Consider the following 23,944-nt stretch of genomic DNA (forward strand, 5'->3'; position numbering starts at 1 on the left):
CGTTGCAGTTACCAGTATCCAATATAAGTAAGGGTCCTTATATACTTCGACTAGAAACGGATATGGGATCATTTACAAAAAAATTAATTATTCACTAGCGCATTTTATGCATACATTGACAAAAGAAGCCTCTATAATAAGAGGCTTCTTTGTTTTCTGGCAATGTTGTTTTATATGCTTTCGCGAAAGCGTATATAGAAAGCGTACTTTTTAAACTAAAAAATAAAATAACTCCCCTCCTATTTACTTTATTTGTATCATAAAATAGTACCCGCAGAATATCAAAATTATCAAAAATAGTCTAATATTCTAAATGTCAGCAAAATTGACAGACAGTAATATATTATAAAGAATTACCTTTAGTTTAACATTTTCTGTAAGTTTGATATATGATAAGAAATACATCCCTATACTGTATTCTATTAAGTTGCTTTCTTTTCGCATGCTCAACCGATCAAAAATCTACGAATAAAAGTATAGAAGATACCGTAAAGCTTTTTCAAAAAAAAGCTTTTGAAAACGTATCAGACTCTTCATTAATATATCTAAAAGACGCAGCCAATCTTATTAAATCAACCCCTACTCTATCTGATTCTTTACAAGCAGAAAATGATTACTTAACGGGGTCTTACTACTCACAAATAGGGGAAATAGATAGTGCTGCTACCTATTTTCATAAAACAATTGATCGCATTAAAGATTCTATTAAAAATGATAGAGAAGTTGCCTATTTTTATAACTCGTGGGTAACCTACAAGAAACTACAAGAATATGGGGATTGTATTGCTGTCGCACATAAATTTGAATCATTACTCCCTATTAATAATAATGTTTATAGAGCATTTGCTTTCTATCAATTAGAAAACACATACATTGAAATAAAAGATTACAAAAAAGCACTTTCATATAGTGATAAAAGAATTGAAACATTACAAAAACAGAAAGATACATTATCGCTAATCTCTGCTGTTAGCTCTAAAACAAAAATCGAATATAAATATCTAAACAATAAAGAAAAGGCATATCAAACTTTAGAAAATATTCTTCAAAAGGAAGAACAATTAAATGATATATTTAAACAAGAATTATTCATTAATTACGGATACTATAATCATTTAGACAAAAATTATAGAGTTGCATTAAAATATTATTTGAAAGCCTCACATATTGCTAAAAAAATTTCAGAATCACCTACTAAAATTGAGAACTTAGCTAAAACGTACGCAAATTTAGGAGAAGTATATCTTGATTTAAAAATATATGATAGTTCAAAATATTATCTAGACCAAGCAACCACTCTAAAAACACTTAATATTTCAAAAACTACTATAAGCAATATTTCAAATTATAAATTAAGATATGCTTATGAGACAAAATCAAATATTAATGAAGTACTAAAATATCTAGATACGATTACAAAATATCAAAATACGAGATATGAAGAAAAGTATTCTAAAGATTTAAAATCTTTAGAATTTGCATATAAAGAAGAAAAACGCTTGCGTAATGAAAAACAGGAAGCAATTATAGAAAAACTAAGAACACAGACACAATTACTCTTAGTCTTTATAATGGCTATCTTATTAATAAGTATAGGAATATTCTTCTATAAAAAAAGACAACGTACATTTGATGAAATGAGTTTACAAATGCAACAGCGTTTATTGCGTTCACAAATGAATCCTCACTTTACATTTAATACGCTATATGCTATCCAGAATACAATCAAAAAAGATCAACAAGGTGCTATTAATTATCTGTTGAAGTTTTCAAGATTGCTACGATTGATTCTCGAAAATTCAACAAATAATTATGTATTATTAGAAAAAGAATTAGAATCCCTTCGGAAATATATGGATTTACAATTGCTTCGTTTTCCTGATAAATTTGAATATGAAATTCATTTGATAGATCTAGAAGAAGATGACCTTATATTCATCCCTCCTATGCTCCTACAACCTTATATAGAAAACAGTATTGAGCATGCTTTTAAGGGAATTGAATATAAAGGAAAAATTAGCATTACATTGTCAGAAAAAGAAGAATACTTACAATGTATCATAGAAGATAATGGTGTAGGAATACAATCTAAGATGAATTCTCATAAAGAATCTGTTTCTACAACATTGATTTCAGATTTTATAGAAAAAGCAACCAAACAGAAAATTTCCGTCTTAAATAAAGGAGATCGTGATACTTCTACGAGTGGAGTGATCACTTCTTTTTTAATTCCATATAAACAAACAGAGCATGATTAAAACAGTTATTATTGATGATGAAGCAAGCGTAAGAGCAGATATCAAAGAAAAAGTAATATCACATTTTAAAAATGAAATTTCTATTATAGGAGAAGCAGATAGCGTTACTTCAGGGATAAAAATGATTGAGCAACTTAAACCTCAACTCCTATTACTCGATATCAATCTAGGAGATGGTACTAGTTTTGATATTCTGCAACAAACCACTTTTAAAGATTTTGATGTCATATTTATTACAGGATATGATACACATGCCATCAAGGCTATTAAAGTAGGAGCCTTAGATTATATATTAAAACCTATTGAGATAGATGAATTTGTAGATGCCCTTCAAAAGGTAACGACACAAGAAAAAAAGGAAAATCATTTAGAAAAGCTTATTGAGATTTCTAGTGAATATTTTAGTGGCGTTAAAAACAAAAGAGTTATTCTTAAAACGAGTGATAATGTATATGCGATCTATGAAGATGACATCATTTACTGTAGATCTGAAGGAAATTACACTACTTTCTACACACAACAAATGGAGAAAATTATGGTGTCAAAATCTATAAAAAAAGTAGAGGAAATTCTCTCTGAAGAATCTTTTATACGATGTCACCAATCATATATTGTAAATAAGAAACATGTACTCAAATATAATAAACAAGGAATACTTGTCGTACATCTAGATTTCAAAGTACCCGTTTCTAGTAGGCGCAAAGATTATGTATTAAAAAGAATTTTTGATTAAAATCAAAAATGAAATGAATTCATACGAAAATGAAATAAACACATGCACTTATATATGGACATGATTATTTTGTATGAAAATGTAGTACTATTACCCTATAATTAAAATGTAAAAACTATGAGAACACTAAGTCCCTATTTAGTATTAATCGCATTATTATTCGTAATCACATCTTGTTCTGTAGATCAAGAGTCTGTTATCGAAAATGATCCAAGTAACTTTAGTATTGAAACTACAGATGTTGATAACATATCAACTCAAACAGGACAACGTTTCTATGATACCTCGCCTTTATCTCAAGAAAGTATTGACTTAGAGCGCGGAATGCAATGGGCATCTTATATTGCAGCATACACATTGATGCATTATCCCGAAGCAAAAGAAGATTTCATAGATAAAAAAGGTCCTCGAAGATATGTAAGCCTTTCTAATGTTATAGGATTAGATACATCAAATCCTGCAAATGAATTTCAAAACACCTATAAGGAAATCTTAATTGATTTTATAACAATAGTTTTAGAAGAAGAAGACAATCAAAAAAGTTCCAATAATAGATTTGAAGCATCAGATCTACCTGAAAATTGTCGTCCTGAAACGGCTTCTAACATACCTCCTCCTCCTTTGGGTCCTAATGGTCAAAATGGAGCACCTGAATTAGAAAACCCTATTCCTGTAGAAGAAGAAGCTGAAATAATTGCAACTAATTTCATTAATTATATTCTACAAAATAATTGTTTAGAATTCTTTTTCCCATTAAATATAAATGATAATGATTTTTCACAAATTTCCTCAACAGCACATCCTTTAACATCTAGTGACAGTAATACCGCGATTGCACGTAATAGAAGTTCCGTTTTTCCTGGTAATACCTGTCATAACCAAATGACTACTCTTGAGTATATAATCTCATCAAATTATACACCAGCTACAGATGAAATCATTATTGTTACAAGACCAAAAACATCAGTAAATCCAAATCCAGATTGTGTATATCAATATGATATTAACTTTAGCCAATTCTTAAATTAATATTCTGTAAAAAGTAAAAACCTCTTACCATTAATAAATAAAGAGGCTTTTTTATAAAATACATATTTGAAATAAAATCAAGCACTTATGAAATGATACTTGTATTTTAAAGAGGAAATATTCAATTTAGAAATTAAATCTTTTTCGCGAAAAGTAGACATATCTAGTGAATGTCTATAAATGATCACATCATTATTTAATATCTAAAATTAAAATTCATGTTAAAAAACATTTCAAATTTAGGAACAAGATTAAGTAAAAAAGTACAACAAGAAATACAAGGAGGTGATGCCTACTGCGAAGGAGGCTGTTCAGACAAAAATGAAGGAGATGCATGTTATACTTCATCAGGTGGTTGTCGTACAGTTTTACCTGGAGTATGTAAAAACTTTGGAGGTACTCTAGGATGTTTTCCTTTCTAAAATATTTTATAGTAATCTAGTAAAGCACCGACTTAAGTCGGTGTTTTACTTTTACAAATTATCCAACTGATTACTATTATTATCATCACTTATTGTCCAGAAAAAACCAACAAAAAAGAACTGATCTGCTGCAGGAGTAAGTGCTCTTCTATCAAACGTCCCGTTTATATCAGGAGTATTACTATACTGGAATCCGTTTACATTATTAAATCCTAATACATTATTTACAGAAACATATAAAATCTTTTGTTGCGATAGTAAGTACGCCCAGTTTAAACTAATACTATTAAACGATTTTGTTTCTTCCTGTAAAAAACCAGGTACATTTGGATTCGTATACCTACGACCAGAACCATACTGATAACTAAACCCAACCTGAGACTTCCAATCAGTTATAAAGTATTTTACTACTCCAGAAAAATTATGGGTATTAGCAAAAGAAGGCCTTGCTTGTTCTGGAAAATTAAGATATTTCCTTTCTGAATCTAAGAAAGAATAACTTACCCAATAATCCATGTTTTTAATACTGGTATTATCCCTCCAGAATATATCTAATCCTTGCGCATATCCATCTCCTCCATTCTCAAACACACTATCTACACCTGCAAAATCTGTATCAAACGTAACAAGATTGTCATATGTTTTTCTATAGGCCTCTGCTCTAAAAATACGTCCGTTATTATTGTATTGATAATTCAAAATATAATGCTGGGTTTTTTGAGCTTCTAACTCTTGACTAAACTTTAAAAAATCATTCGTAGGATTTTGATAAAAATCTCCATAAGCAAGTGACAACTGACTTTTCTTTCCTGTTTTATAGGCTAGCGAAACTCTAGGCGATACTGTAACTTGGTCTGTTAGATTTGTATATGAACTTCTAAGTCCTGTCTTAAGTGCTAATTTTTTAGAGAATATAACATCTGCTTCTGTAAAAGCAGCACTAATCGAACTATCATACCCATAAGCATCTGTGATCGTTTGGGTATTAAAAACGCCACTGAAATCTTCATTAAAATCTGTAATGAACTGCTCTACCCCCATTGATACCTTAAATCTACTTGAAAAACGCTTTTTTACTTTCAGTTTAAAATGGGCAGAATTCTCTGTGTCATCAATTGTATTGGTCATGATCCCTACATCAGTTTTAGCATACGTATAGCTTCCTCCTGTTTGAATACTCCATGTATCTGATAACACACCTGTGTAGGACGTATTCACATATAAATTACTATTCTTTAAACTAAAGTCAAGTCCATTCTCCAGATTAATATCCTCTTGATTCAGTTCAAAATTAGAGGTGTCAAAAGCACTATAAAGTTTAAATAAACCATTTGCTGTTCTATAGCGATAAACAGCCTCACCAGAAAGCGCTTCAGCTGGTTTGGACCAATTATTACGATCAGGAAAAGCTTCTATATAAGGCGCTAGATTGATATAGGAAGTACTTAAACTAAGCGAAGACTTCTCCCACTTTCTTGTCATCCCTAAACTTCCACCTACAGACATTACAGAAATATCCGTTTTATTTTGATCAGGCTCATTTACTGTATTTAATAAAAGAACACTAGAAAGGGCTTCTCCATACTCAGCAGAATAACCTCCAGTAGAAAACGTAATCCCATCAAATAGAAATGGACTATAGCGTCCTCGTGTAGGGATATTATTAGTGGTGGGTGTATACGGTGTAAATACACGAATACCATCTATAAAAATTTGTGTTTCTCCCGCATCACCACCACGTACAAATAAACGACCATCTTCTGCTACGGTAGTAGTCCCAGGAAGTGTTTGTAACGCCCCTACAAAATCTCCTAAAGCACTTGCTGTTGTCACTACATCCAATGGTTTTAATACAGAAATCTTACTGTTATCACTAGCTTCAAAACTCCCAGCCGAAATAACAACAGTATCTAAAGAATTAATATCTTCTTTAAGCTGTACTTTTAAATCCTTCATACTAGATAAAGGTCCAAAAAATGAGAATGTCTCATATGATAAGAAAGTTACAATAAGTACTTGATCACCCGTTTCACTAGTAGTAAAACTAAACGTTCCATCCACAGCACTAGATGCACCATCGTATGTGCCATCTAGGTATACATTGGCTCCCTCAATAGGAATACCCTTGTTATCTGTCACAGTTCCCGAAACAGTCGTTTGTCCATAGGTACTAATACATAAAAAGAAAAATAAGATATATAAATAGTTCATAGTGATTGGTTTTTGATTGATGATGAATGATGATGAATCCTTTACACAATACGGTATTCTGATGCTTGTGCTAAGTGTTTATTAGAAATAAATAATGTAATTGTAAGTATGGTTAATGCAATAGTCATTGCAAGTGGAGCAAGCATAGGTGATTGGGGAAGCACTGTAAAACTTAAAACAACAGCGCCTATAGAAATAATCCCAGCCATAATAGCATACATTGGTTGTTTATAAAACCAAGCATACGGAAAGAAATGTCCGCCAGTAATAATCATAAAAACAGGCAGAAAATAAGTAGGTATAAATTTGATAACAAGTATTAGAATAGGAAAATAAAATAACTGTGCGATATTAAGCAATAGCCCTAAAGGCTGTAAAGGATTATCTTTTATTTTCCATTGTGACTTATATACTTTTGAAAACAATAACGCCAGTGGCATCATAATCCCTCCTATAGCTAGTGTTGCTATATTTTTGGTTTCTAACGTCATTTCTGTACTCCATATAATAGTGATAAGCACCCAAATAACAGTTGCGGCAGTAATAAAATCAATACCTTGTTTTGCTCTTTGAGCTACATCTAATCGTGCTTCGTTTAATTGTGCTTTAGAGATCATAGTAATCATTTTTTTGGTTACAGGACAAAAGTGTTACTTCTTACGCTTTCGCGAAAGCATAAACTACTAAACCGTCATTTTTTGATTCCCAATTGTATTTTCTTTGCATCATCTTGAAGTAGCTATGCTCTAAACGTCTGAAAAAGTGCTCGTAATTGATTAACTTTAAAGTCTATAAAATTGCTAACTCATGAAAAAAAATTACGTTGTACTCATTGCATTATTCCTAAGTCTTACCACCTATGCGCAAGACACATTCTCTATCATTGCTGTAGATCCCGATACAGGTGAAGTGGGCTCAGCTGGAGCTTCTTGTGTAGATGGTATAGGGCAATTTGGAGGGCTTATTGATATTATTACTGATATTATTCCTGGACGCGGTGGTGTAAACTCTCAGGCTTTTGTTTGTATTCCCAATACCAACTTAGCAAATGCGATTGATCAAATGGAAGCAGGGCTTTCTCCAGATGAAATCATTGATTACCTTATTAATAATGACGATTGTAGTTCTCAAAACTTCAATCCAGAATTCAGACAATACGGTGTTGCCGATTTTGATCCAGATGGAAACCCAAGAACTGCTGGCTTTACAGGCAGCCTCGCAGACGATTTTAAAGATGATAGACAAGGCGCTACCTATAGTGTACAAGGAAATATCCTATTAAATGAAACCGTACTCATTAATATGGAAAACAATTTTAACAATACGACAGGTACTCTAGCAGATAAACTGATGGCTGCAATGCAAGGTGCTAATTTTGCCGGAGCAGATATGAGATGTTTGGATAGAGGTACCTCATCTACTTCTGCTTATCTTGTAGTATATCAAGAAACAGATACTCCAGGAAATCCATCTTTAGAATTGAATATAGAAGAAATGCCTTTTGGAGAAGAACCGATAGATTCGCTTCAGGTACTTTATGATAATGTACTCTCTATACAAGATAATACACTTGAAGATTTAGTAAAAGTATTTCCAAATCCAGTTTCAGATCAATTTCAAGTAATCTTACCTCCTACTACATTTATAAAAAGACTAGAACTATTTGATGTGAGTGGTAAGCGCGTACATCTACAAACACAGTTTTCAGGAGCTAACACTGGAGAAATTATAGACAGTAGCTCCTATCAAAAAGGAGTTTATTTCCTTCGTATTACGGGAGCAAATGAAATACATACCATAAAAATTATTAAGAATTAAGAATACCCATGACTACCGAAGAAAAACTAACACACTATTTTACAAAGTCTTCGCCTTGGAAAGAAGGTATACAGCAGTTACGCGCTGTTATTAAGGATACAGAACTTAAAGAAGAATGGAAATGGAATTTTCCTTGCTATACGATACAAGGTCGTAATGTAATAGGTGTAGGAAATTTTAAAAACCATTTTGGTGTTTGGTTTTTTCAAGGTGTTTTTCTTTCTGACACAAAAAAACTATTACGCAATGCACAAGATGGAAAAACCAAAGCAATGCGCTCATTGCATTATGAATCTCTAGAAGATATTGATACGACCATTTTAAGGGAATATCTTCTAGAGGCTATTCAAAATGCCAAAGATGGGAAAGAAGTAAAACCCGACAGATCTAAAAAAGAAGTGGTCATTCCTCTTGAGCTGGAGTCCGCTTTCGCGAAAGCGGAAACCTTACAAACTGCATTTAAGGCATTGACACCCTCAAAACAAAGAGAATATACAGAACATATAGGCGGGGCAAAACAAGAGGCAACGAGAATACGAAGACTAGAGAAATGTATTCCAATGATTCTAGAAGGAATAGGGCTAAATGATAAGTATAAGAATTGTTAAATATATAGTATACCATGAGCGACGTAAAAACCAAAGTAAATGATGCTTCAGTCGAAGAATTTCTAAATGCCGTTGCACATCCTGTAAAAAAAGCAGATAGTTTTATATTGCTAGAAATGATGACAGAAGTCACAGGTGTAGCTCCCAAAATGTGGGGAGGTAGTATTGTAGGGTTTGACTCGTATCATTATGTATATGCCAGTGGTCGTGAAGGAGATTGGCCTATCGTTGGTTTTTCTCCACGTAAACAAAACATAAGTTTATATATCATGCCAGGCTTTGTTAATTTTGATCCTTTACTTAAAAAATTAGGGAAACACAAAACCAGTAAAGCTTGTTTATATATAAACAAACTAGCCGATGTAGATCTGGACATTCTTAAAGAACTCATACAACAATCGGTTGATTATATGAGAGATAAATACCTTAAACAATAGCTATATTGCGTATTCTTTAAGAGAATATTACCTTTTTTTTATCCCTATATTATAGAAATGTAAATTCTATGATTATACACTACAAAGAGTAAAATTTTCGTAACATTAATTTCAAATGATTACATAGTTGACCTAGTATTTTTACGGGTATCAATCTTATGAAACTCATTATGAAAAAACTCTACTCTTTAATACTCTTACTGAGTATTTCTACAATTACACAAGCGCAAGACCTATTAATTACTGGTATTGTAGACGCAACACTTACAGGCGGAACTCCTAAAGCTATAGAACTATATGTGATAAATGATATTACAGATTTATCTTCTTATGCTATTGGTTCTGCAAATAATGGAGATGGTACTGATGGTGAAGAATTTTTCCTCTCTGGAAATGCAACTGCCGGTGATTTTATTTACATCGCAAGTGAGCAACCAAATTTTAATACTTTTTTTGGATTTGACCCTACGTTTGTAGATGGTACTGCCAATGTAAATGGAGATGATGCTATTGAACTATTTAATAACGGAATGGTAATAGATGTATTTGGAGATATTAATGTAGATGGAAGTGGTGAAGACTGGGAATATCAAGATGGATGGGCATATCGTAATAGTGGTACAACAGCAGATGGATCAAACTTTATGATAGACAACTGGAATTTTAGTGGTCCAAATGCATTAGATGATGAAACTGATAATGCGAGTGCTGCTACTCCTTTCCCATTAGGAACCTACACTACAGGAACGCCTACACGTATTTCTTTTGATGAGGAGCTTTCTGAAGTTACAGAAGATAATGGAACCGTTAATATACCTGTATCTATTTCTGAGTCTGCAGATGCTTCTGTAGCTGTCTCAGTAACACTCACAAATGACCTTGGTAGTTCTTTTACTTTAGATACTACGACACTAGCATTCACTGCAGGCGGAGCAACAACACAAAATGTGACTATTACCCTTGCTGATAATATGGATGAAAATCAAGATTATTATATAGCAATCGCACTAGAAAATTTTACAGAGGCTGAAGAGGGAGAACTTACCACACATACAGTATATGTAATAGACAATGAGTTACAAGCTCCTGATGCAACAAATGCTTTAGGGATGTCTTTTGCTACAAACATAGAGGTAAATGGTGCAGAAATCGTAACACACGATATGAGCTCTAATAGACTTTTTGTATCTAATGCAGGAGATAATGCTGTAGAAGTCATTGATTTTAGTGATCCGTTAAACCTCACCTCATTATCTGCTGTAGATATGAGTGCTTTTGGAGATGAAGTCACTAGTGTAAGTGCTTTTAATGGTACTGTAGCAGTAGCGGTAAGAGCTGCCGATCAAGGAAATGGGCAAATTGTATTTATAGATACAGACGGGACTGTGCTAAGCAATGTAGAAGTTGGTTCGCTGCCAGATATGGTAACCTTTACACCTGATGGAACAAAAGTATTGGTAGCTAACGAAGGAGAGCCTAGTGATGATTATACGATAGACCCAGAAGGGACGATCTCTGTTATTGACATTACTGGAGGAATTGAAACAGTAACACAAGCAGAAGTAACTTCTCTTAACTTTAATAGTTTTGATGCAAACCAAGCAACATTAGAAGCCGCAGGTGTACGTATTTTTGGCCCAGGGGCTTCCGTGTCTCAAGATCTAGAACCAGAATTTATTACCGTTTCTGAAGATAGTACCATTGCTTATGTATCCCTTCAAGAAAACAATGCTTATGCGATCGTAAATCTAGAAACGCCAAGTATTACTGCTGTTGAGGCTTGGGGTGTTAAAGACCATTCTCTTGAAGAAAACGCATTAGATGCTTCCAACAGACTAGATTTCGTATTCATGACGACATGGAATACAGTAGGAATGTATCAACCAGATGCTATCGATACTTATACCGTAGATGGAACAAATTATATTGTCATTGCAAATGAAGGAGATGCTAGAGATTATGATGGATTTAGTGAAGAAGTACGTATAGGTGATCTTGACCTAGATCCAGAAGCCTATCCAAATGCTGAGTTTCTACAAATGGATGAAACGCTAGGAAGACTACGTACTACAAATGCAACAGGAGATACAGACGGCGATGGAGATATTGATTCCATACATATTTATGGAGGACGTTCTTTCTCTATTGTAAATGCAGAAACAGGCGCAATTGTATATGATAGTCAAGACTTACTAGAAAGTATCACAAAAGAAGATCCTGTATATGGAGCGATCTTTAATGCTACCGATGATGAAAATGCTTTTAAAAACCGTTCTGATGATAAAGGACCCGAGCCAGAAGCTGTTATCGTTAGAGAAATTGCAACACAATGGTATGCCTTTGTTGCATTAGAAAGAATTGGAGGGATTGCTGTATTCAATGTAACTGACCCAACAGCGCCTACTTTTGAAACCTATGTAAACAATAGAGATACAACATTAGATATAGAAAATCCAGAAGGTGATCTTGCGCCAGAAGGCATCATTTATGTGGCACCAGAAGATAATGCCACTGGTAACGGACTTATAGTGGTTGCTAATGAAGTAAGTTCAACTATTTCAATATATACACTTGAAAATGATACTTTAAGTACAGAAGAATTCTCTGCAAATAGTGATCTTATTACAGTATATCCAAATCCAACTTCAAATGGAACACTATTCTTTAGCAAAGAAAGTGGTTTTGATATGTATGATCTCGTAGGTCGTAAAGTAGCTAGTAGTCCATTAGCATCTCAAGTAAATGTCAAAACATTAAAAACAGGAATATACCTTATCCATTTTGAAAATGGTACTACTCAAAAAGTAATTATTAAATAAAAAAAAACATTTCAATTATTAATTAGGGAGAAGAGTCCGCTGTATTCGTACAGGGGGCTTTTCGTTTTCTAATGGTCTGTATTAAAATGAAAATCAGCGTTTATACGCTTTCGCAAAAGCGTACTTATAACTATTAAAATAGGACTTCCTGTCCTACATAAAATAAAATTCTAAAGATTTCTGTAACATTACAGTAAAATCCCCTACCAATAGGTAACTAACGATCAATCATTGGAGAAAGATTTACAAGAAAAATTTGTAACACTTCTGGAAGAAAACCAGAACATTGTACACAAGGTCTGCCGATTATACACCAATAATCGAGAGCAGCATAACGACCTGTTTCAAGAAGTGACTATACAGCTATGGCGTGCATTTCCCAAATTTAGAGGAGATGCAAAATTTAGTACATGGATGTATCGTGTGGCATTGAATACAGCAATCACATTGTATAGGAAATCAAAACGTACTGTGCAAACACAGGATTTTGATGATGTGATGTTTCGTATCTCTTCAGAAGAGTATGACGATACTGTCGAGCTGCAATTAAAGGTCATGTATAATGCAATCAAAGATTTAAATGATATAGAAAAAGCCCTAGTTTTTCTTTATTTAGAAGATAAAAATTATAAAGAGATTTCCGAAACGATGGGAATTACCGAGGTAAATGCTCGTGTAAAAATGAATCGTGTAAAAGGAAAGCTTAGAAAACTAGTAAACCCATCATAGTTATGGTAGATGAATTAGAATTATTAAAAAAGCAGTGGCAAAAGCAGGATGAAACACTTCCTAAACTTAGTAAAAAAGATATATACCCCATGTTACTAAAGAAGTCCTCTTCTATTGTAAAGTGGATTTTTATTATCAGTATGCTAGAATTTGTATTTTGGATTGTACTCTCCTTTGCTTTTGGCGGAGACGATTCCAAACAATTTGAAAAAGAACATGGTCTACAAACCTTTGACACAGTGATACTGGTCTTACATTTAGGAGCATTGATTTTCTTTGTTTCTTGGTTTTATCGAAATTATAAACGTATAGAAACTACCGATTCTTCAAAAGTATTATTAGAGAATATTATCAAAACCCGAAAAACCGTAAAGTATTATATCTGGTTTAGTATGGCATTTTTAGCCGTAAGTGCTTTGATTGCTTTTATCATCTCTACTCAAAATGATACAGGGGATTTTGCAGATCGAAGTATGACAGTACTTGCATTACAATTTACAGCTATCATGACTGTAATCATGCTTCTTATGTGGGGCTTTTATAAAATGATCTATGGAATCTTAATGAGACGTTTAGACCGTAATTATAAAGAACTAAAAAAAATGGAAGTATAGTTTTTGGGGAACTATACTCACTCCCAAATGGGTTTTAAAATGAGCCTAAATCATTTTGATTTATAAGACTTGTTTACTACTCATTTGGTATAAAGCCTGAACATGTGTATGGATGTTCAGGCTTTTATGTTTATAGATTACGCTTTCGCGAAAGCGTATACTGGTTTTCAAAATATATTAATCCTCAAATAATACATTCAAATTCTTACTTTTATACATACAATCCCAAACGAAAACGAATGGAAGACATAGGAATCGTAACTTTAACACTTATAGCTATAAATGGAATAGTTACTTATAAAGGTTTAAAAGACTTCAACTTCTTAGATCGATTTGCTTTTCATATTGATCAAATTTTAATACATAAAGATTACAAAAGACTTATTACCTCTGGTTTTCTACACTTAGATTGGAAACACTTTGGGTTTAATATGATTACGCTCTATTTATTTAGTACTAGTTTAGAACCCTCTATAGGGATAATAGCTATTGTACTGTTATATGCTGCTAGCTTAATTGGTGGAAATTTACTTGCCTTATACGTTCATAGAAATCATCCTGATTATACTGCAGTAGGAGCCTCAGGAGCCGTGAGCGGATTAGTTTTTGCATCTATTGGATTGTTTCCTGGTATGGATATTGGTTTTATCATCATACCTATTCATATTCCAGCATGGTTGTATGGAATAGCGTATGTATTATATTCTATATATGGAATCAAAACACAAAGAGATAACATAGGACACGAAGCGCATTTAGGAGGCGGTATCATAGGTTTAATTGTCGCGATATTCATAGATCCTACTATCTTGACTACGAATTATTTCCCCATACTTCTTATTCTTATACCATCATTTATTTTTCTATTCTTGATGATTAAAAAACCACATATATTACTTATTTCCAATCCTTTTTCAACATCAAAAAAAGCCTACACAATAGAAGATAAATACAATGAAAATAAAGCTTCAAAACAAGTAGAACTTGATAGAATTCTTGATAAGATTCATAAAAAAGGATACGACAAACTTTCTAAGAAAGAAAAGGATACACTAAACGAACTCTCCAAGTAACATTTATTAATGTTATCAAAAACACATCATTGCTTCCTACTTATTAAACTTCTTATGGTTTTAGTATCTTAGTTTCTCTGAATTTTCACAAATAGTAGTAAACTAAAAAAATACGAACTTATGAAGAAAATAGTAGTCATATTCTTTCTCTTCATCATACCGTTTGCAAATCTAATAGCACAAGATCCAAATCGTTTTGATGAAGACATTAAAAAATTTACTGAGATAGCAATCTCAAAAGGGGAAGAATTAACGGTATTTACTGGAAGTTCTAGTATTCGTTTTTGGGAACAGTTACAAACAGATTGTAATAATACAAAAGTTATTAATACAGGCTTTGGAGGATCACATATGTCTGATCTACTTTATTTTTTAGAAGAAACTGTATTGAGATTTCAACCAGATCATGTTTACATATATGAAGGCGATAATGACATTGCTGCAGAAAAAGATTTAGAAGACATTCTAAAAACAGCAGAACAAATCACTGCAAAAATACTAGCCTCAAACCCAAAGATTAAGATTCATTTTATGAGTGCTAAACCAAGCCCCTCTCGTTGGAAATATAAAGAGAAGTACCTAGCATTTAATTCGCTACTAAAGACCTATTGTAATAGTCATAAACAACTTTCATATATAGATGTATGGCATCCAATGTTAGCTAAAAATGGCCGTCCAATACCCAATATTTTCATTTCAGATAGTTTACATATGAATAGACAAGGCTATCTATTATGGAAAGATATTATCTGTTCTGATTTTGAATAATGATGAGAACCATTTTTTGATGCTACTTATACAGAAAGTTCTTATGATGATAAATCTTACAGTCCCATACATATCATATACGCTTTCAACTAAAAAACGATAAGAAAGTCTATACTGCACACTATCAAAGAGCAAAAGCATAATTATTTTTATATATTGTATATGTAATAACATCAAACTAAAATCATGGCAACAACTCCAGAACACGATGCTCGTGTAGCCAGCATAAAATTCTTTTCTGTCTATCCCCATTACGTGAATAAAGTAGAGAAAAAAGGGAGAACTAAAGAAGAATTACATCAAGTAATAGAATGGCTTACAGGTTTTAATGAGATTGATATTCAAAAACTCATAGATGAAAAAGTAACCTTTGCGACCTTCTTTGAAAGAGCAACGTTGCATCCTAATGCATCATTAATTAAAGGAGTTATATGTGGGTATAGGATAGAAGAAATTGAAACACCTTTAACCAAACAATGTCGCTATTTAGATAAACTCATCGACGAACTTGCTAGAGGTAGAAAAATGGAAAAAATACTGCGTACAGCATAATACCTCCACTCATTCTTATCACTGAAATCATATATAAACTTTCTTTACAACTAAATAATTAGTTTAAACTAATTATTTAGTTATTTTTACAATCACAACGAATTTAGAAAGTTATGATTTCAAAAAACACTTTTAACCTATTCTTGTCTTTCCTACTTCTAGTCATAATAGTAAGCTGTAAAGAAGAGAAAAGAACAATACAAGAAATAGATTTTACATCTGAGTATAAATTAAATCAACAAATCCAAGACAAGGTTCATCAAGATACTGTCCCGTGGAAATATCAAATTTCGGCTTCAGATTATGCTACAAAAGGAGCCTATAAAAATGCCTTGAACGACTGGGATATAGCAATGGGCGGAAGAGAACAAAGCTATACCCCTATTCAGATAGATTCCATACATAAAAAACATACTCAAATCAATGCTTCTAAGTATATCATTGAGCAAGCAAAACAAACACAAGTAGTTATCATAAATGAGGCACATCATAACTCTTCGCATCGAGTATTTACCAAATCCCTTCTTAAGGATTTATATCAATTAGGCTACAGAAACTTAGGATTGGAAGCACTTGCTAGTGGAAAATTTACAGATTCTTTATTAAATGAACGAGGCTATCCTATTCAAAAATCGGGATATTATATCAAAGATCCTCAGTTTGGAGATTTAGTGAGAACAGCTTTACAAATTGGATATACTGTTTTTCCATATGAGCAAACTACTAATGTTAATGGGAAACAAAGGGAAATTGAGCAAGCAAAAAATATCCAAAAAGCAATGCAAGCTAAACCAAATGAAAAATTTCTAATTCATTGTGGTTTTGATCATGCACTTGAGGGAACACATTCATCTTGGGAGAAAGCGATGGCAGGAAGAATTACAGAATACACTGGTATAAATCCGCTTACCATTAATCAAGTGGTTTATAGTGAAAAAGGAAACCCAGCTTACAACCACCCGTTATTAAAAGCATTAACCATAAAAGAATCTTCTGTTATCATTGATACATTACAAAACCCTTTAAAATACGAACGTGGAGAAGCTTGGTCAGATATTGCTGTATTTCATCCAAATACAACGTATATAAATGGCAGACCTAATTGGTTATTTGATCGTGATCATCAACCTACGATTGTTACGCTAGATGACCTCATCATTGAATATCCAGTAATGGTATTAGCATATGCAAAAGGGGAAGACATTACTACTGCCATTCCGCTAGATATTACGGAAGTTGAAAACAACACTGACGATGCACATCTAAGTTTAAAGAAAGGGACCTATACAATAGTCGTGACTAATGGAAAAAAATCCTATACATTTTATCAGATTGTAAACTAATCAACAGGAATACTTGTCAAAATGGCGGTTTTACTCAAGCAATCGTATCATTACCTCATTATAGCTTTTTATACACATGATGTATTTCTAAGTTTGATAGAAACAAAACAGATATATTATGAAAACACTATGTATTCCAAAACAACAAAACGTATTAAAAACGGGAATTGCTTTAGGCATTTTCCTAATCATTGCATTATGTACAACGACTGTAAATGCACAAGAAACAGAACGCACAGTCACTGGGCAAGTAACCTCTACTGATGGTGTTGTCCCCTCTGCCACTGTACTCTTAAAAGGGACTTATGTGGGCGTAGTTTGTGATGATGATGGAAAATTTACATTTCCTCAAAAATTAAAAGAAAATGATGTATTGGTCGTGACTTCGCTAGGATATAAAGATAGAGAGATCAAAATTACAGGAAATACGACATATATCGAGCCGTTTTTAGATGATATTCCGTTAATTATTATAGGTTCTTTACGTACAAAAGCGACACCAACATCTTCAGATATAAAAAAGAAGTAATACACGTAGGATGAAAACGTATTTTCTTTTCATGTTCTTTACCTTTATACAATTCTTGCAAGCCCAACAAAGCGATTTTAAAACCATCGATTTTACAAAAGCAGAGTATCTTGCAGAACGCTATAAAGGTGAAGAACTTACCAATTTACCAATACTCGCACATCACCTAACGTATACCTTAGATACCGATGTAGAGCGTTTTAGAGCTATCTATTATTGGGTATGCCATAATATTAAAGGTGAATATGGCTTGATGCAAAAAAACAATCGTAAACGCCAAAAACTAAAAGACCATCCAGCAATACTACATGCTTGGAATCATCAATTTAAAAGACAGGTATTTAAAAAACTAATCAATGATAAAGAAACCCTTTGCACAGGATATGCTTATCTAATTAAAGAGTTGTCTAGACTTGCTGGTTTAGAGTGCAAAATTGTTAATGGGTATGGTCTAGATGGAAGTATGAAATCTAAAAATTTGGATATCCCTAACCATTCCTGGAACGCTATTAAACTACAAGGTAAATGGTATCTATGCGATGCCACTTGGTCTAGTGGCTTTACAGATGTAACCACTGAATTATTTGAATTTGATTATGATAATTCATTCTTCTTAATGAAGCCTTCCATATTTATAAAAACACATCAACCTGTAGATGAAACTTGGACATTACTTCCTGAAAAATGATACTGGAATGTTTCTGGGTACGCTTTCGCGAAAGCGTGTATAGCATTTTCTAGATTTAATAACGTATTCATTACAAGAAATTTGATGTGCAAAAAAAACGACTAACAACAACTACAAAAGTTACCCCCATAGAATACAAATTATTAAGTACCTTTAATTACTAGCACACTATAGATAAAAAGTAAAAGGTCATATATGAATATCGTTCTAAACAACTGGAAAAATAAAATTACTATACTTAGGTATATAGTAGTTTTAGTCGCTATTTCTATTACCGCTTGTAACGGACAAGACCATATAAAAGATCCGGAAAAAGCAACCGAAAACATACAATCGCAACAAAAACAAACAACGCCACCCGCTGTTGAGTATAGCGCTACACAACTCTTATCTCCTCCCATAAGTGACTTTGTACGTAGGATATTTCAAGACTCAAAAGGTAATGTATGGTTAGGGACTAATGGAGATGGTGTTGCGCGCTACAACGGACAGTCTTTGGAGTATTTTACGATTAAAAATGGTTTTGAAGGGGCTGCTGTACGAGGTATTTTAGAAGATCGTAATGGGGCAATTTGGTTTGGTACCAATAGAGGTATTATAAAATATAATGGAACCTCTTTTACAAATTATACAGAAAAAGAAGGTTTAGCTGATAATAATGTGTGGAGCATGACCATAGACAAAGAAGGGATCTTATGGATAGGCACCTATCAAGGAATAAGCCTATTTGATGGTACTTCATTTACTCCTTTTACACTTCCTGAAACAAAAGAAGATCACAGAAGAGGTGTGACAAGCAAAAAAATTGTGCATAGTATTATGCAGGATAGTAAAAATCGTATGTGGTTTGGCACCAATGGCGGTGCATATATCTACGACGGAAAATCGCTAACAAATCTCTCTGAGAAAGATGGTTTAAGTGATAATTCTGTCAATGATATTTTAGAAGACACTCAAGGAAATTTCTGGTTTGCTACTCATTTTAAAGGGATTAGTAAATACGATGGAACTACTTTTACAAATTATACCAAAGACGGTGTTATAGCAGGAGATGAAGTGTGGAGTGTATATGAAGATCAAAATGGGCATATTTGGTTTCCCGCAGAGAATTATGGTGTATATCGCTATGATGGTACCACATTTACAAATTTTTACAATGATCAAGGACTTACTACCAATGGAGTACAAACCGTTTATCAAGATGCTGAAGGCAGAATTTGGGCGGGAGGTTGGAAAGGGCTCTTCCTTAAAAAAGAAGAAAGTTTTGTTCCTGTAACGATACATGGTCCTTGGAAATAATACATTTCATAAACCAACGACTCATCGTATTAATCTTAAAACAGCGTACTATGTAAGTCGTTCATTGCTTCTACCATAGTAGCCCCATAACCACGTATAATTTCAAAACCAGTCAAATCAACTAAACTTACAACATGCTGATCCTCGTATTGTTCAAATTTTAAATGCTTTAACTCTCCTAATACAATATCGGCAAGATTCATTTTATCTAAAATATTCATATCACATTATTTTTTGTTTCTAATTACTACAAATGTATAGAGGTCATTAAAAAACACATGTGACATATGTCAATAAATAAACTACCCTAGTTTATAAGAGAAAGACTCCCCTATAATGAGACTTTCTTACGTATTCTACTTAGTGTTTCTCTGGTAATTCCAAGAAATGATGATAATTCTTTTTGAGGAAGTTTTTGTATAAAGTGGGGCATATTATGAAGTACATAATCATATTTTTGTGTAGCAGAAAGGGCTTGTAAAAAAAACAAACGCTCGTCAGATTGAATAAAATAGATCTCTAGCATTTCTCTAAAAAAAGTCTCTACCGCATGATATTTTGCTGCTAGACGATAACAATTTTCTCTAGAAATATGAATATACTCACAATCTTCAATAACTGCTATTTCTTCCTTGCTCGTTTTTTGAGTTACAAAACTCGTATAAGCAGTAACAAGATCATTTTCAAAATTAAACCATGTTATATGCTCTGTCCCGTCTTCTTTATATCTATATTGTTTTGCTATCCCTTTTTGTAACACATATAATTGATCGCATATACTACCATGAGATACTAAAATGTCACCCTTTTTAGCATTCCCCGATTTAAATGCTCCTTGGAACTCTAAAAAAGCCTGGTTATTTTTTGATTCAAGAGCTTCTAGTCTTTGTGACATTATATCATTCATACAATAGGTATTATAAGTACTAAGATAACGTTTGTATGGCTAAAAAATAACCTCTTATTGTTAAGTGTATCTTATGTTAGAAATATCACAAAATATAGAGTTACCCGATTTTCCCTCACAATACGTATCTTTAGCAATGAACATTCATTCTAATACACATTAATAACTACGACCATTTATGAATAAAAAAGCTACCTACACGATCATTTTGCTTTTAGGGCTTTGTCAAATAGGATTTGCACAGATCTTAAATACATCAGAGAAATATTCTTTTTCATTTGAAACCCCTGTAGAATTAGAATTATACGATACAGAATCTGTACGTGTAGTGGGTTATGAAAACGATGATCTTGCGGTAGATACAGAGATTTTTCTTGTAAATGAAGTGAGTAAAGATTACTTTGTAAATCTTGCTAGAACTACCGAAATTGTAGCTTCTCAATTAAGCCTACATGAGGTACAAACAGCTCAAAAACTAACAACTGTCGCCAAAGGGTATTATGTACGAGCAACAGATATAGATGGTGAGACTAAAAATCCCGTTTTTGTAGTTGTCATGTACCATCCAGAAAAAAAGATCATATACGAGGCAACTATCTATTGCTATGATAATGATGCTGATGCTGGCGAAAAAATAGCGCAAAGTTTTAGATTAATATACTAGTATTATAAAAAACCATCCATAGAATAGAATACAAACCATCACTCATGAAAAAACAACTACTTCTCACTTTAACCATTATTTTGAGTGTATACGCTTTCGCGAAAGCGCAAACACAACAAGGCCCATTTAATCAATTAATCATTCGTGGCGTTACGGTGATAAACGGTGATGGTGCTCCGCCTATTGGTCCTGTAGACATTGTTGTAGAAAATAATGTTATTAAAGAAATAAAAGTAGTAGGTTATCCTGGTGTACCTATCGATAATTCTAAACGACCTCAACTTAAAAGCGGAGGGAAAGAACTAGATGCTAATGGCATGTATCTCTTACCTGGCTTTGTAGACATGCATGGTCATATAGGAGGTGTTGCACAAGGCGCCGATTGGGAATATGTATTTAAATTATGGATGGCACATGGCGTAACTACAGTGCGTGAGCCTTCTGGTAGAGGCATCGATTATGCACTAGATTTAAAACGTAGATCTGCAAAAAATGAAATCATTGCACCACGTATTGTCGCTCATACAGGGTTTGGACAAGGGAGTAAAAATCCTATCACTACAGCAGAGCAAGCAAGACAATGGGTACGTGATAATGCAAAAAAAGGTGCTGATGGGATTAAGTTTTTTGGCGCAGAACCACATATCATGCAAGCTGCCCTTGAAGAAAATAAAAAACTAGGTCTTACTTCCTCTATGCATCATGCACAAATGAGTGTAGCTCGATGGAATGTATTACACTCAGCCAGAGCAGGACTTACCTCTATGGAACATTGGTATGGATTACCTGAGGCATTGTTTACAGATCGTACGGTACAAGATTATCCATTAGATTATAATTACAATAATGAGCAACACCGTTTTGGAGAGGCAGGTCGATTATGGCAACAAGCTGCTGCGCCCTACTCTGATCATTGGAATGCTGTTATGGAAGAATTATTAGCCTTAGACTTTACGCTTGATCCTACGTTTAATATTTATGAAGCAAGTCGCGATCTCATGAGAGCACGTAGAGCTGAATGGCATGAAGACTATACGTTACCTTCTTTATGGCGTTTTTATCAGCCTAGTAAAATCTCACATGGGTCCTACTGGCATTTCTGGGGAACAGAAGAAGAAGTTGCTTGGCGCGAAAACTACCGCTTGTGGATGACTTTTATTAATGAATATAAAAACCGAGGAGGACGGGTTACTGCTGGATCTGATTCTGGATTTATCTTTCAACTCTATGGATTTGCATATATACGCGAATTAGAACTTTTAAGAGAAGCAGGATTTCATCCTATGGAAGTGATTAGAGCTGCAACATTGAATGGTGCCGAAGCGTTACGTATGGATGATAAAATAGGATCTGTACAAGTAGGAAAACTAGCCGATTTTGTGATTGTAGATGAAAATCCGCTTCAAAACTTAAAAGTACTGTATGGAACGGGGGCTATTAAACTTACAGAAGATAATGAGGTGATTCGTGCTGGTGGTGTAAAATACACCATTAAAGATGGTATTATCTATGATGCTAAACAGCTATTACGTGACGTAAAAGCAATGGTAGACAAAGCCAAAGCTGAGGAAGGTGGATTTGAAATTAAACAACCCGGAGTTAAAGATTAGTCAATGGATTATATAATTATTCTTGTTTTAATAGGAGTTATGATAGTTCCTATTTTAATCGCTTACTATTATGATTATAAAAGTAATCCAAAAGAGTTTTCATCATCTTTAAAAATAGATCTAGTAGATCTAAAAAAATTATTACGTTGGGTAATTTTTTCTCTTCTAGCACTAGGAATCAATTCTCTTTACAAAGCTGTCATCCCTTTTAATAAAGAGCATGGAATAGTTTTCAACCAAGAAAGAGAAAATCTTGGATTACCTTTACTAGATGAAACTTGGTATTTAGATAAAGATCGCTCTGAACAATTTACTACGTATTGGAGGAAAAATGATGTTCAAAAAGGATTGTTTAAGAAAGAAATAACCTATAGTATTTTTGATATTAAAGCAGAAACCAGCTATTATAAAAATCCTGATTATCAAAATAAAATAGGAAATTCATCTATTTATGTGTGGTCTATTTATGATTTTAGTACTACATCTACTACCTATTTTATGAACAATCCTAAATATGGATTTCCATTTGAGCCTAAGCAAGACAAAACAATAGAAATATCTCAAGAAGCATTTAAGGAGTATCTATTAAAATAAAAGATATTAACCAGGATCCTCCTATATATTGAAACGAGTTCAGTAAACAGCGGGATGAATTCAACTATTTATTTTGTATGTGTCTTTCAGGCTTTACAAGACTGTTTCTTATGAATAAAAAACACGTTACCCAATAAAGAATAACGTGTTTTCATTTTAAAATAGAATCTTAACCCAAAGGTTGCTCTCATTGAAAAGTCTCAAAAGAAGGTACTATTGTACTTCTTTTTGATTAGAGT

General features: G+C 33.2%; 25 protein-coding genes. 21 read left to right on the forward strand and 4 right to left on the reverse strand.

What is annotated here, in order from left to right:
* Positions 1 to 2 precede the first annotated feature (2 nt).
* The 5 genes from Q1A01_RS23915 to Q1A01_RS20770 all read left to right on the forward strand — a co-directional run bounded on the left by Q1A01_RS23915 (position 3) and on the right by Q1A01_RS20770 (position 4,442).
* A complete protein-coding gene (locus Q1A01_RS23915; RefSeq protein WP_366520120.1) occupies positions 3 to 98 on the forward strand; it encodes a hypothetical protein in 96 nt (31 codons plus the stop codon).
* 291 nt (positions 99 to 389) lie between these two features.
* The gene (locus tag Q1A01_RS20755) at positions 390 to 2,258 is read left to right on the forward strand and encodes a histidine kinase (protein WP_299684716.1); all 1,869 of its coding nucleotides are present in this window, start codon (positions 390 to 392) and stop codon (positions 2,256 to 2,258) included.
* A complete protein-coding gene (locus Q1A01_RS20760; protein ID WP_299684718.1) occupies positions 2,251 to 2,991 on the forward strand; it encodes a LytTR family DNA-binding domain-containing protein in 741 nt (246 codons plus the stop codon). Before Q1A01_RS20755 ends, Q1A01_RS20760 begins: the two co-directional genes overlap by 8 nt.
* A gap of 117 nt (positions 2,992 to 3,108) precedes the next feature.
* Positions 3,109 to 4,020: a hypothetical protein gene (locus Q1A01_RS20765; RefSeq protein WP_299684720.1), complete on the forward strand. Its 912-nt coding sequence runs from the start codon at positions 3,109 to 3,111 to the stop codon at positions 4,018 to 4,020.
* A gap of 218 nt (positions 4,021 to 4,238) precedes the next feature.
* Positions 4,239 to 4,442, forward strand: a complete 204-nt coding sequence (locus Q1A01_RS20770) for a hypothetical protein (RefSeq protein WP_299684722.1) — start codon at positions 4,239 to 4,241, stop codon at positions 4,440 to 4,442.
* Positions 4,443 to 4,493: 51 nt separating this feature from the next.
* On the opposite strand, the gene Q1A01_RS20775 is transcribed toward Q1A01_RS20770, so the two are convergent.
* Together Q1A01_RS20775 and Q1A01_RS20780 are read right to left on the reverse strand one after the other, a co-directional pair.
* Positions 4,494 to 6,653: a TonB-dependent receptor gene (locus tag Q1A01_RS20775; RefSeq protein ID WP_299684724.1), complete on the reverse strand. Its 2,160-nt coding sequence runs from the start codon at positions 6,651 to 6,653 to the stop codon at positions 4,494 to 4,496.
* A gap of 41 nt (positions 6,654 to 6,694) precedes the next feature.
* Complete coding sequence (locus Q1A01_RS20780) at positions 6,695 to 7,270, reverse strand: hypothetical protein (RefSeq protein WP_299684726.1); 576 nt, start codon at positions 7,268 to 7,270, stop codon at positions 6,695 to 6,697.
* Positions 7,271 to 7,460: 190 nt separating this feature from the next.
* On the opposite strand from Q1A01_RS20780, the gene Q1A01_RS20785 reads away from it, so the two are divergent.
* The 13 genes from Q1A01_RS20785 (at position 7,461) to Q1A01_RS20845 (ending at position 19,930) form a co-directional block, all read left to right on the forward strand.
* Positions 7,461 to 8,471, forward strand: coding sequence for a DUF1028 domain-containing protein (locus Q1A01_RS20785; protein WP_299684727.1), 1,011 nt, complete (start codon positions 7,461 to 7,463; stop codon positions 8,469 to 8,471).
* A gap of 8 nt (positions 8,472 to 8,479) precedes the next feature.
* On the forward strand, positions 8,480 to 9,079 hold the full coding sequence (locus Q1A01_RS20790) for a DUF1801 domain-containing protein (RefSeq protein ID WP_299684729.1): 600 nt from the start codon (positions 8,480 to 8,482) through the stop codon (positions 9,077 to 9,079).
* Positions 9,080 to 9,093: 14 nt separating this feature from the next.
* Complete coding sequence (locus Q1A01_RS20795) at positions 9,094 to 9,516, forward strand: DUF1801 domain-containing protein (protein WP_299684731.1); 423 nt, start codon at positions 9,094 to 9,096, stop codon at positions 9,514 to 9,516.
* A gap of 170 nt (positions 9,517 to 9,686) precedes the next feature.
* The gene (locus tag Q1A01_RS20800) at positions 9,687 to 12,335 is read left to right on the forward strand and encodes a choice-of-anchor I family protein (protein ID WP_299684733.1); all 2,649 of its coding nucleotides are present in this window, start codon (positions 9,687 to 9,689) and stop codon (positions 12,333 to 12,335) included.
* 231 nt (positions 12,336 to 12,566) lie between these two features.
* Positions 12,567 to 13,064, forward strand: coding sequence for a sigma-70 family RNA polymerase sigma factor (locus Q1A01_RS20805; RefSeq protein ID WP_299684735.1), 498 nt, complete (start codon positions 12,567 to 12,569; stop codon positions 13,062 to 13,064).
* A gap of 2 nt (positions 13,065 to 13,066) precedes the next feature.
* A complete protein-coding gene (locus Q1A01_RS20810) occupies positions 13,067 to 13,678 on the forward strand; it encodes a hypothetical protein (protein ID WP_299684737.1) in 612 nt (203 codons plus the stop codon).
* Positions 13,679 to 13,917: 239 nt separating this feature from the next.
* Complete coding sequence (locus tag Q1A01_RS20815) at positions 13,918 to 14,751, forward strand: rhomboid family intramembrane serine protease (RefSeq protein WP_299684739.1); 834 nt, start codon at positions 13,918 to 13,920, stop codon at positions 14,749 to 14,751.
* Positions 14,752 to 14,871: 120 nt separating this feature from the next.
* Positions 14,872 to 15,519 carry a GDSL-type esterase/lipase family protein gene (locus tag Q1A01_RS20820; RefSeq protein WP_299684740.1) on the forward strand — a complete coding sequence of 216 codons (648 nt, stop codon included), beginning with the start codon at positions 14,872 to 14,874 and terminating at the stop codon, positions 15,517 to 15,519.
* A 186-nt stretch (positions 15,520 to 15,705) separates the two neighbouring features.
* Positions 15,706 to 16,071, forward strand: a complete 366-nt coding sequence (locus Q1A01_RS20825) for a DUF2200 domain-containing protein (RefSeq protein ID WP_299684742.1) — start codon at positions 15,706 to 15,708, stop codon at positions 16,069 to 16,071.
* 143 nt (positions 16,072 to 16,214) lie between these two features.
* Positions 16,215 to 17,414 carry a hypothetical protein gene (locus tag Q1A01_RS20830; protein ID WP_299684744.1) on the forward strand — a complete coding sequence of 400 codons (1,200 nt, stop codon included), beginning with the start codon at positions 16,215 to 16,217 and terminating at the stop codon, positions 17,412 to 17,414.
* Positions 17,415 to 17,532: 118 nt separating this feature from the next.
* Positions 17,533 to 17,943, forward strand: a complete 411-nt coding sequence (locus Q1A01_RS20835; RefSeq protein WP_299684746.1) for a carboxypeptidase-like regulatory domain-containing protein — start codon at positions 17,533 to 17,535, stop codon at positions 17,941 to 17,943.
* Between the two features lie 10 nt (positions 17,944 to 17,953).
* Entirely contained in the window at positions 17,954 to 18,631 is a 678-nt protein-coding gene (locus Q1A01_RS20840) for a transglutaminase domain-containing protein (protein ID WP_299684748.1), read from the forward strand.
* Positions 18,632 to 18,826: 195 nt separating this feature from the next.
* Positions 18,827 to 19,930, forward strand: coding sequence for a two-component regulator propeller domain-containing protein (locus tag Q1A01_RS20845; protein WP_299684750.1), 1,104 nt, complete (start codon positions 18,827 to 18,829; stop codon positions 19,928 to 19,930).
* Between the two features lie 35 nt (positions 19,931 to 19,965).
* On the opposite strand, the gene Q1A01_RS20850 is transcribed toward Q1A01_RS20845, so the two are convergent.
* Entirely contained in the window at positions 19,966 to 20,151 is a 186-nt protein-coding gene (locus Q1A01_RS20850) for a hypothetical protein (RefSeq protein WP_299684752.1), read from the reverse strand.
* A 110-nt stretch (positions 20,152 to 20,261) separates the two neighbouring features.
* Complete coding sequence (locus tag Q1A01_RS20855) at positions 20,262 to 20,837, reverse strand: Crp/Fnr family transcriptional regulator (protein ID WP_299684754.1); 576 nt, start codon at positions 20,835 to 20,837, stop codon at positions 20,262 to 20,264.
* Between the two features lie 178 nt (positions 20,838 to 21,015).
* On the opposite strand from Q1A01_RS20855, the gene Q1A01_RS20860 reads away from it, so the two are divergent.
* Genes Q1A01_RS20860 through Q1A01_RS20870 form a run of 3 tightly spaced genes read left to right on the forward strand, consistent with a single transcriptional unit; the run spans position 21,016 to position 23,705 of the window.
* Complete coding sequence (locus tag Q1A01_RS20860) at positions 21,016 to 21,501, forward strand: hypothetical protein (RefSeq protein ID WP_299684756.1); 486 nt, start codon at positions 21,016 to 21,018, stop codon at positions 21,499 to 21,501.
* 44 nt (positions 21,502 to 21,545) lie between these two features.
* Positions 21,546 to 23,111, forward strand: a complete 1,566-nt coding sequence (locus Q1A01_RS20865; RefSeq protein WP_299684758.1) for an amidohydrolase family protein — start codon at positions 21,546 to 21,548, stop codon at positions 23,109 to 23,111.
* 3 nt (positions 23,112 to 23,114) lie between these two features.
* The gene (locus tag Q1A01_RS20870; RefSeq protein ID WP_299684760.1) at positions 23,115 to 23,705 is read left to right on the forward strand and encodes a hypothetical protein; all 591 of its coding nucleotides are present in this window, start codon (positions 23,115 to 23,117) and stop codon (positions 23,703 to 23,705) included.
* Positions 23,706 to 23,944: the final 239 nt, after the last annotated feature.

The sequence above is a fragment of the uncultured Dokdonia sp. genome (assembly GCF_947492815.1).
Classification (GTDB): domain Bacteria; phylum Bacteroidota; class Bacteroidia; order Flavobacteriales; family Flavobacteriaceae; genus Dokdonia.

Bases quoted from the DNA above. Each gene is read 5' to 3' on its own strand.
- Q1A01_RS20755 (WP_299684716.1), top strand. From the start codon at position 390: ATGATAAGAAATACATCCCTATACTGTATTCTATTAAGTTGCTTTCTT.
- Q1A01_RS20760 (WP_299684718.1), top strand. From the start codon at position 2,251: ATGATTAAAACAGTTATTATTGATGATGAAGCAAGCGTAAGAGCAGAT.
- Q1A01_RS20765 (WP_299684720.1), top strand. From the start codon at position 3,109: ATGAGAACACTAAGTCCCTATTTAGTATTAATCGCATTATTATTCGTA.
- Q1A01_RS20770 (WP_299684722.1), top strand. From the start codon at position 4,239: ATGTTAAAAAACATTTCAAATTTAGGAACAAGATTAAGTAAAAAAGTA.
- Q1A01_RS20775 (WP_299684724.1), bottom strand. From the start codon at position 6,653: ATGAACTATTTATATATCTTATTTTTCTTTTTATGTATTAGTACCTAT.
- Q1A01_RS20780 (WP_299684726.1), bottom strand. From the start codon at position 7,270: ATGATCTCTAAAGCACAATTAAACGAAGCACGATTAGATGTAGCTCAA.
- Q1A01_RS20785 (WP_299684727.1), top strand. From the start codon at position 7,461: ATGAAAAAAAATTACGTTGTACTCATTGCATTATTCCTAAGTCTTACC.
- Q1A01_RS20790 (WP_299684729.1), top strand. From the start codon at position 8,480: ATGACTACCGAAGAAAAACTAACACACTATTTTACAAAGTCTTCGCCT.
- Q1A01_RS20795 (WP_299684731.1), top strand. From the start codon at position 9,094: ATGAGCGACGTAAAAACCAAAGTAAATGATGCTTCAGTCGAAGAATTT.
- Q1A01_RS20800 (WP_299684733.1), top strand. From the start codon at position 9,687: ATGAAAAAACTCTACTCTTTAATACTCTTACTGAGTATTTCTACAATT.
- Q1A01_RS20810 (WP_299684737.1), top strand. From the start codon at position 13,067: ATGGTAGATGAATTAGAATTATTAAAAAAGCAGTGGCAAAAGCAGGAT.
- Q1A01_RS20815 (WP_299684739.1), top strand. From the start codon at position 13,918: ATGGAAGACATAGGAATCGTAACTTTAACACTTATAGCTATAAATGGA.
- Q1A01_RS20820 (WP_299684740.1), top strand. From the start codon at position 14,872: ATGAAGAAAATAGTAGTCATATTCTTTCTCTTCATCATACCGTTTGCA.
- Q1A01_RS20825 (WP_299684742.1), top strand. From the start codon at position 15,706: ATGGCAACAACTCCAGAACACGATGCTCGTGTAGCCAGCATAAAATTC.
- Q1A01_RS20835 (WP_299684746.1), top strand. From the start codon at position 17,533: ATGAAAACACTATGTATTCCAAAACAACAAAACGTATTAAAAACGGGA.
- Q1A01_RS20840 (WP_299684748.1), top strand. From the start codon at position 17,954: ATGAAAACGTATTTTCTTTTCATGTTCTTTACCTTTATACAATTCTTG.
- Q1A01_RS20845 (WP_299684750.1), top strand. From the start codon at position 18,827: ATGAATATCGTTCTAAACAACTGGAAAAATAAAATTACTATACTTAGG.
- Q1A01_RS20850 (WP_299684752.1), bottom strand. From the start codon at position 20,151: ATGAATATTTTAGATAAAATGAATCTTGCCGATATTGTATTAGGAGAG.
- Q1A01_RS20855 (WP_299684754.1), bottom strand. From the start codon at position 20,837: ATGAATGATATAATGTCACAAAGACTAGAAGCTCTTGAATCAAAAAAT.
- Q1A01_RS20860 (WP_299684756.1), top strand. From the start codon at position 21,016: ATGAATAAAAAAGCTACCTACACGATCATTTTGCTTTTAGGGCTTTGT.
- Q1A01_RS20865 (WP_299684758.1), top strand. From the start codon at position 21,546: ATGAAAAAACAACTACTTCTCACTTTAACCATTATTTTGAGTGTATAC.
- Q1A01_RS20870 (WP_299684760.1), top strand. From the start codon at position 23,115: ATGGATTATATAATTATTCTTGTTTTAATAGGAGTTATGATAGTTCCT.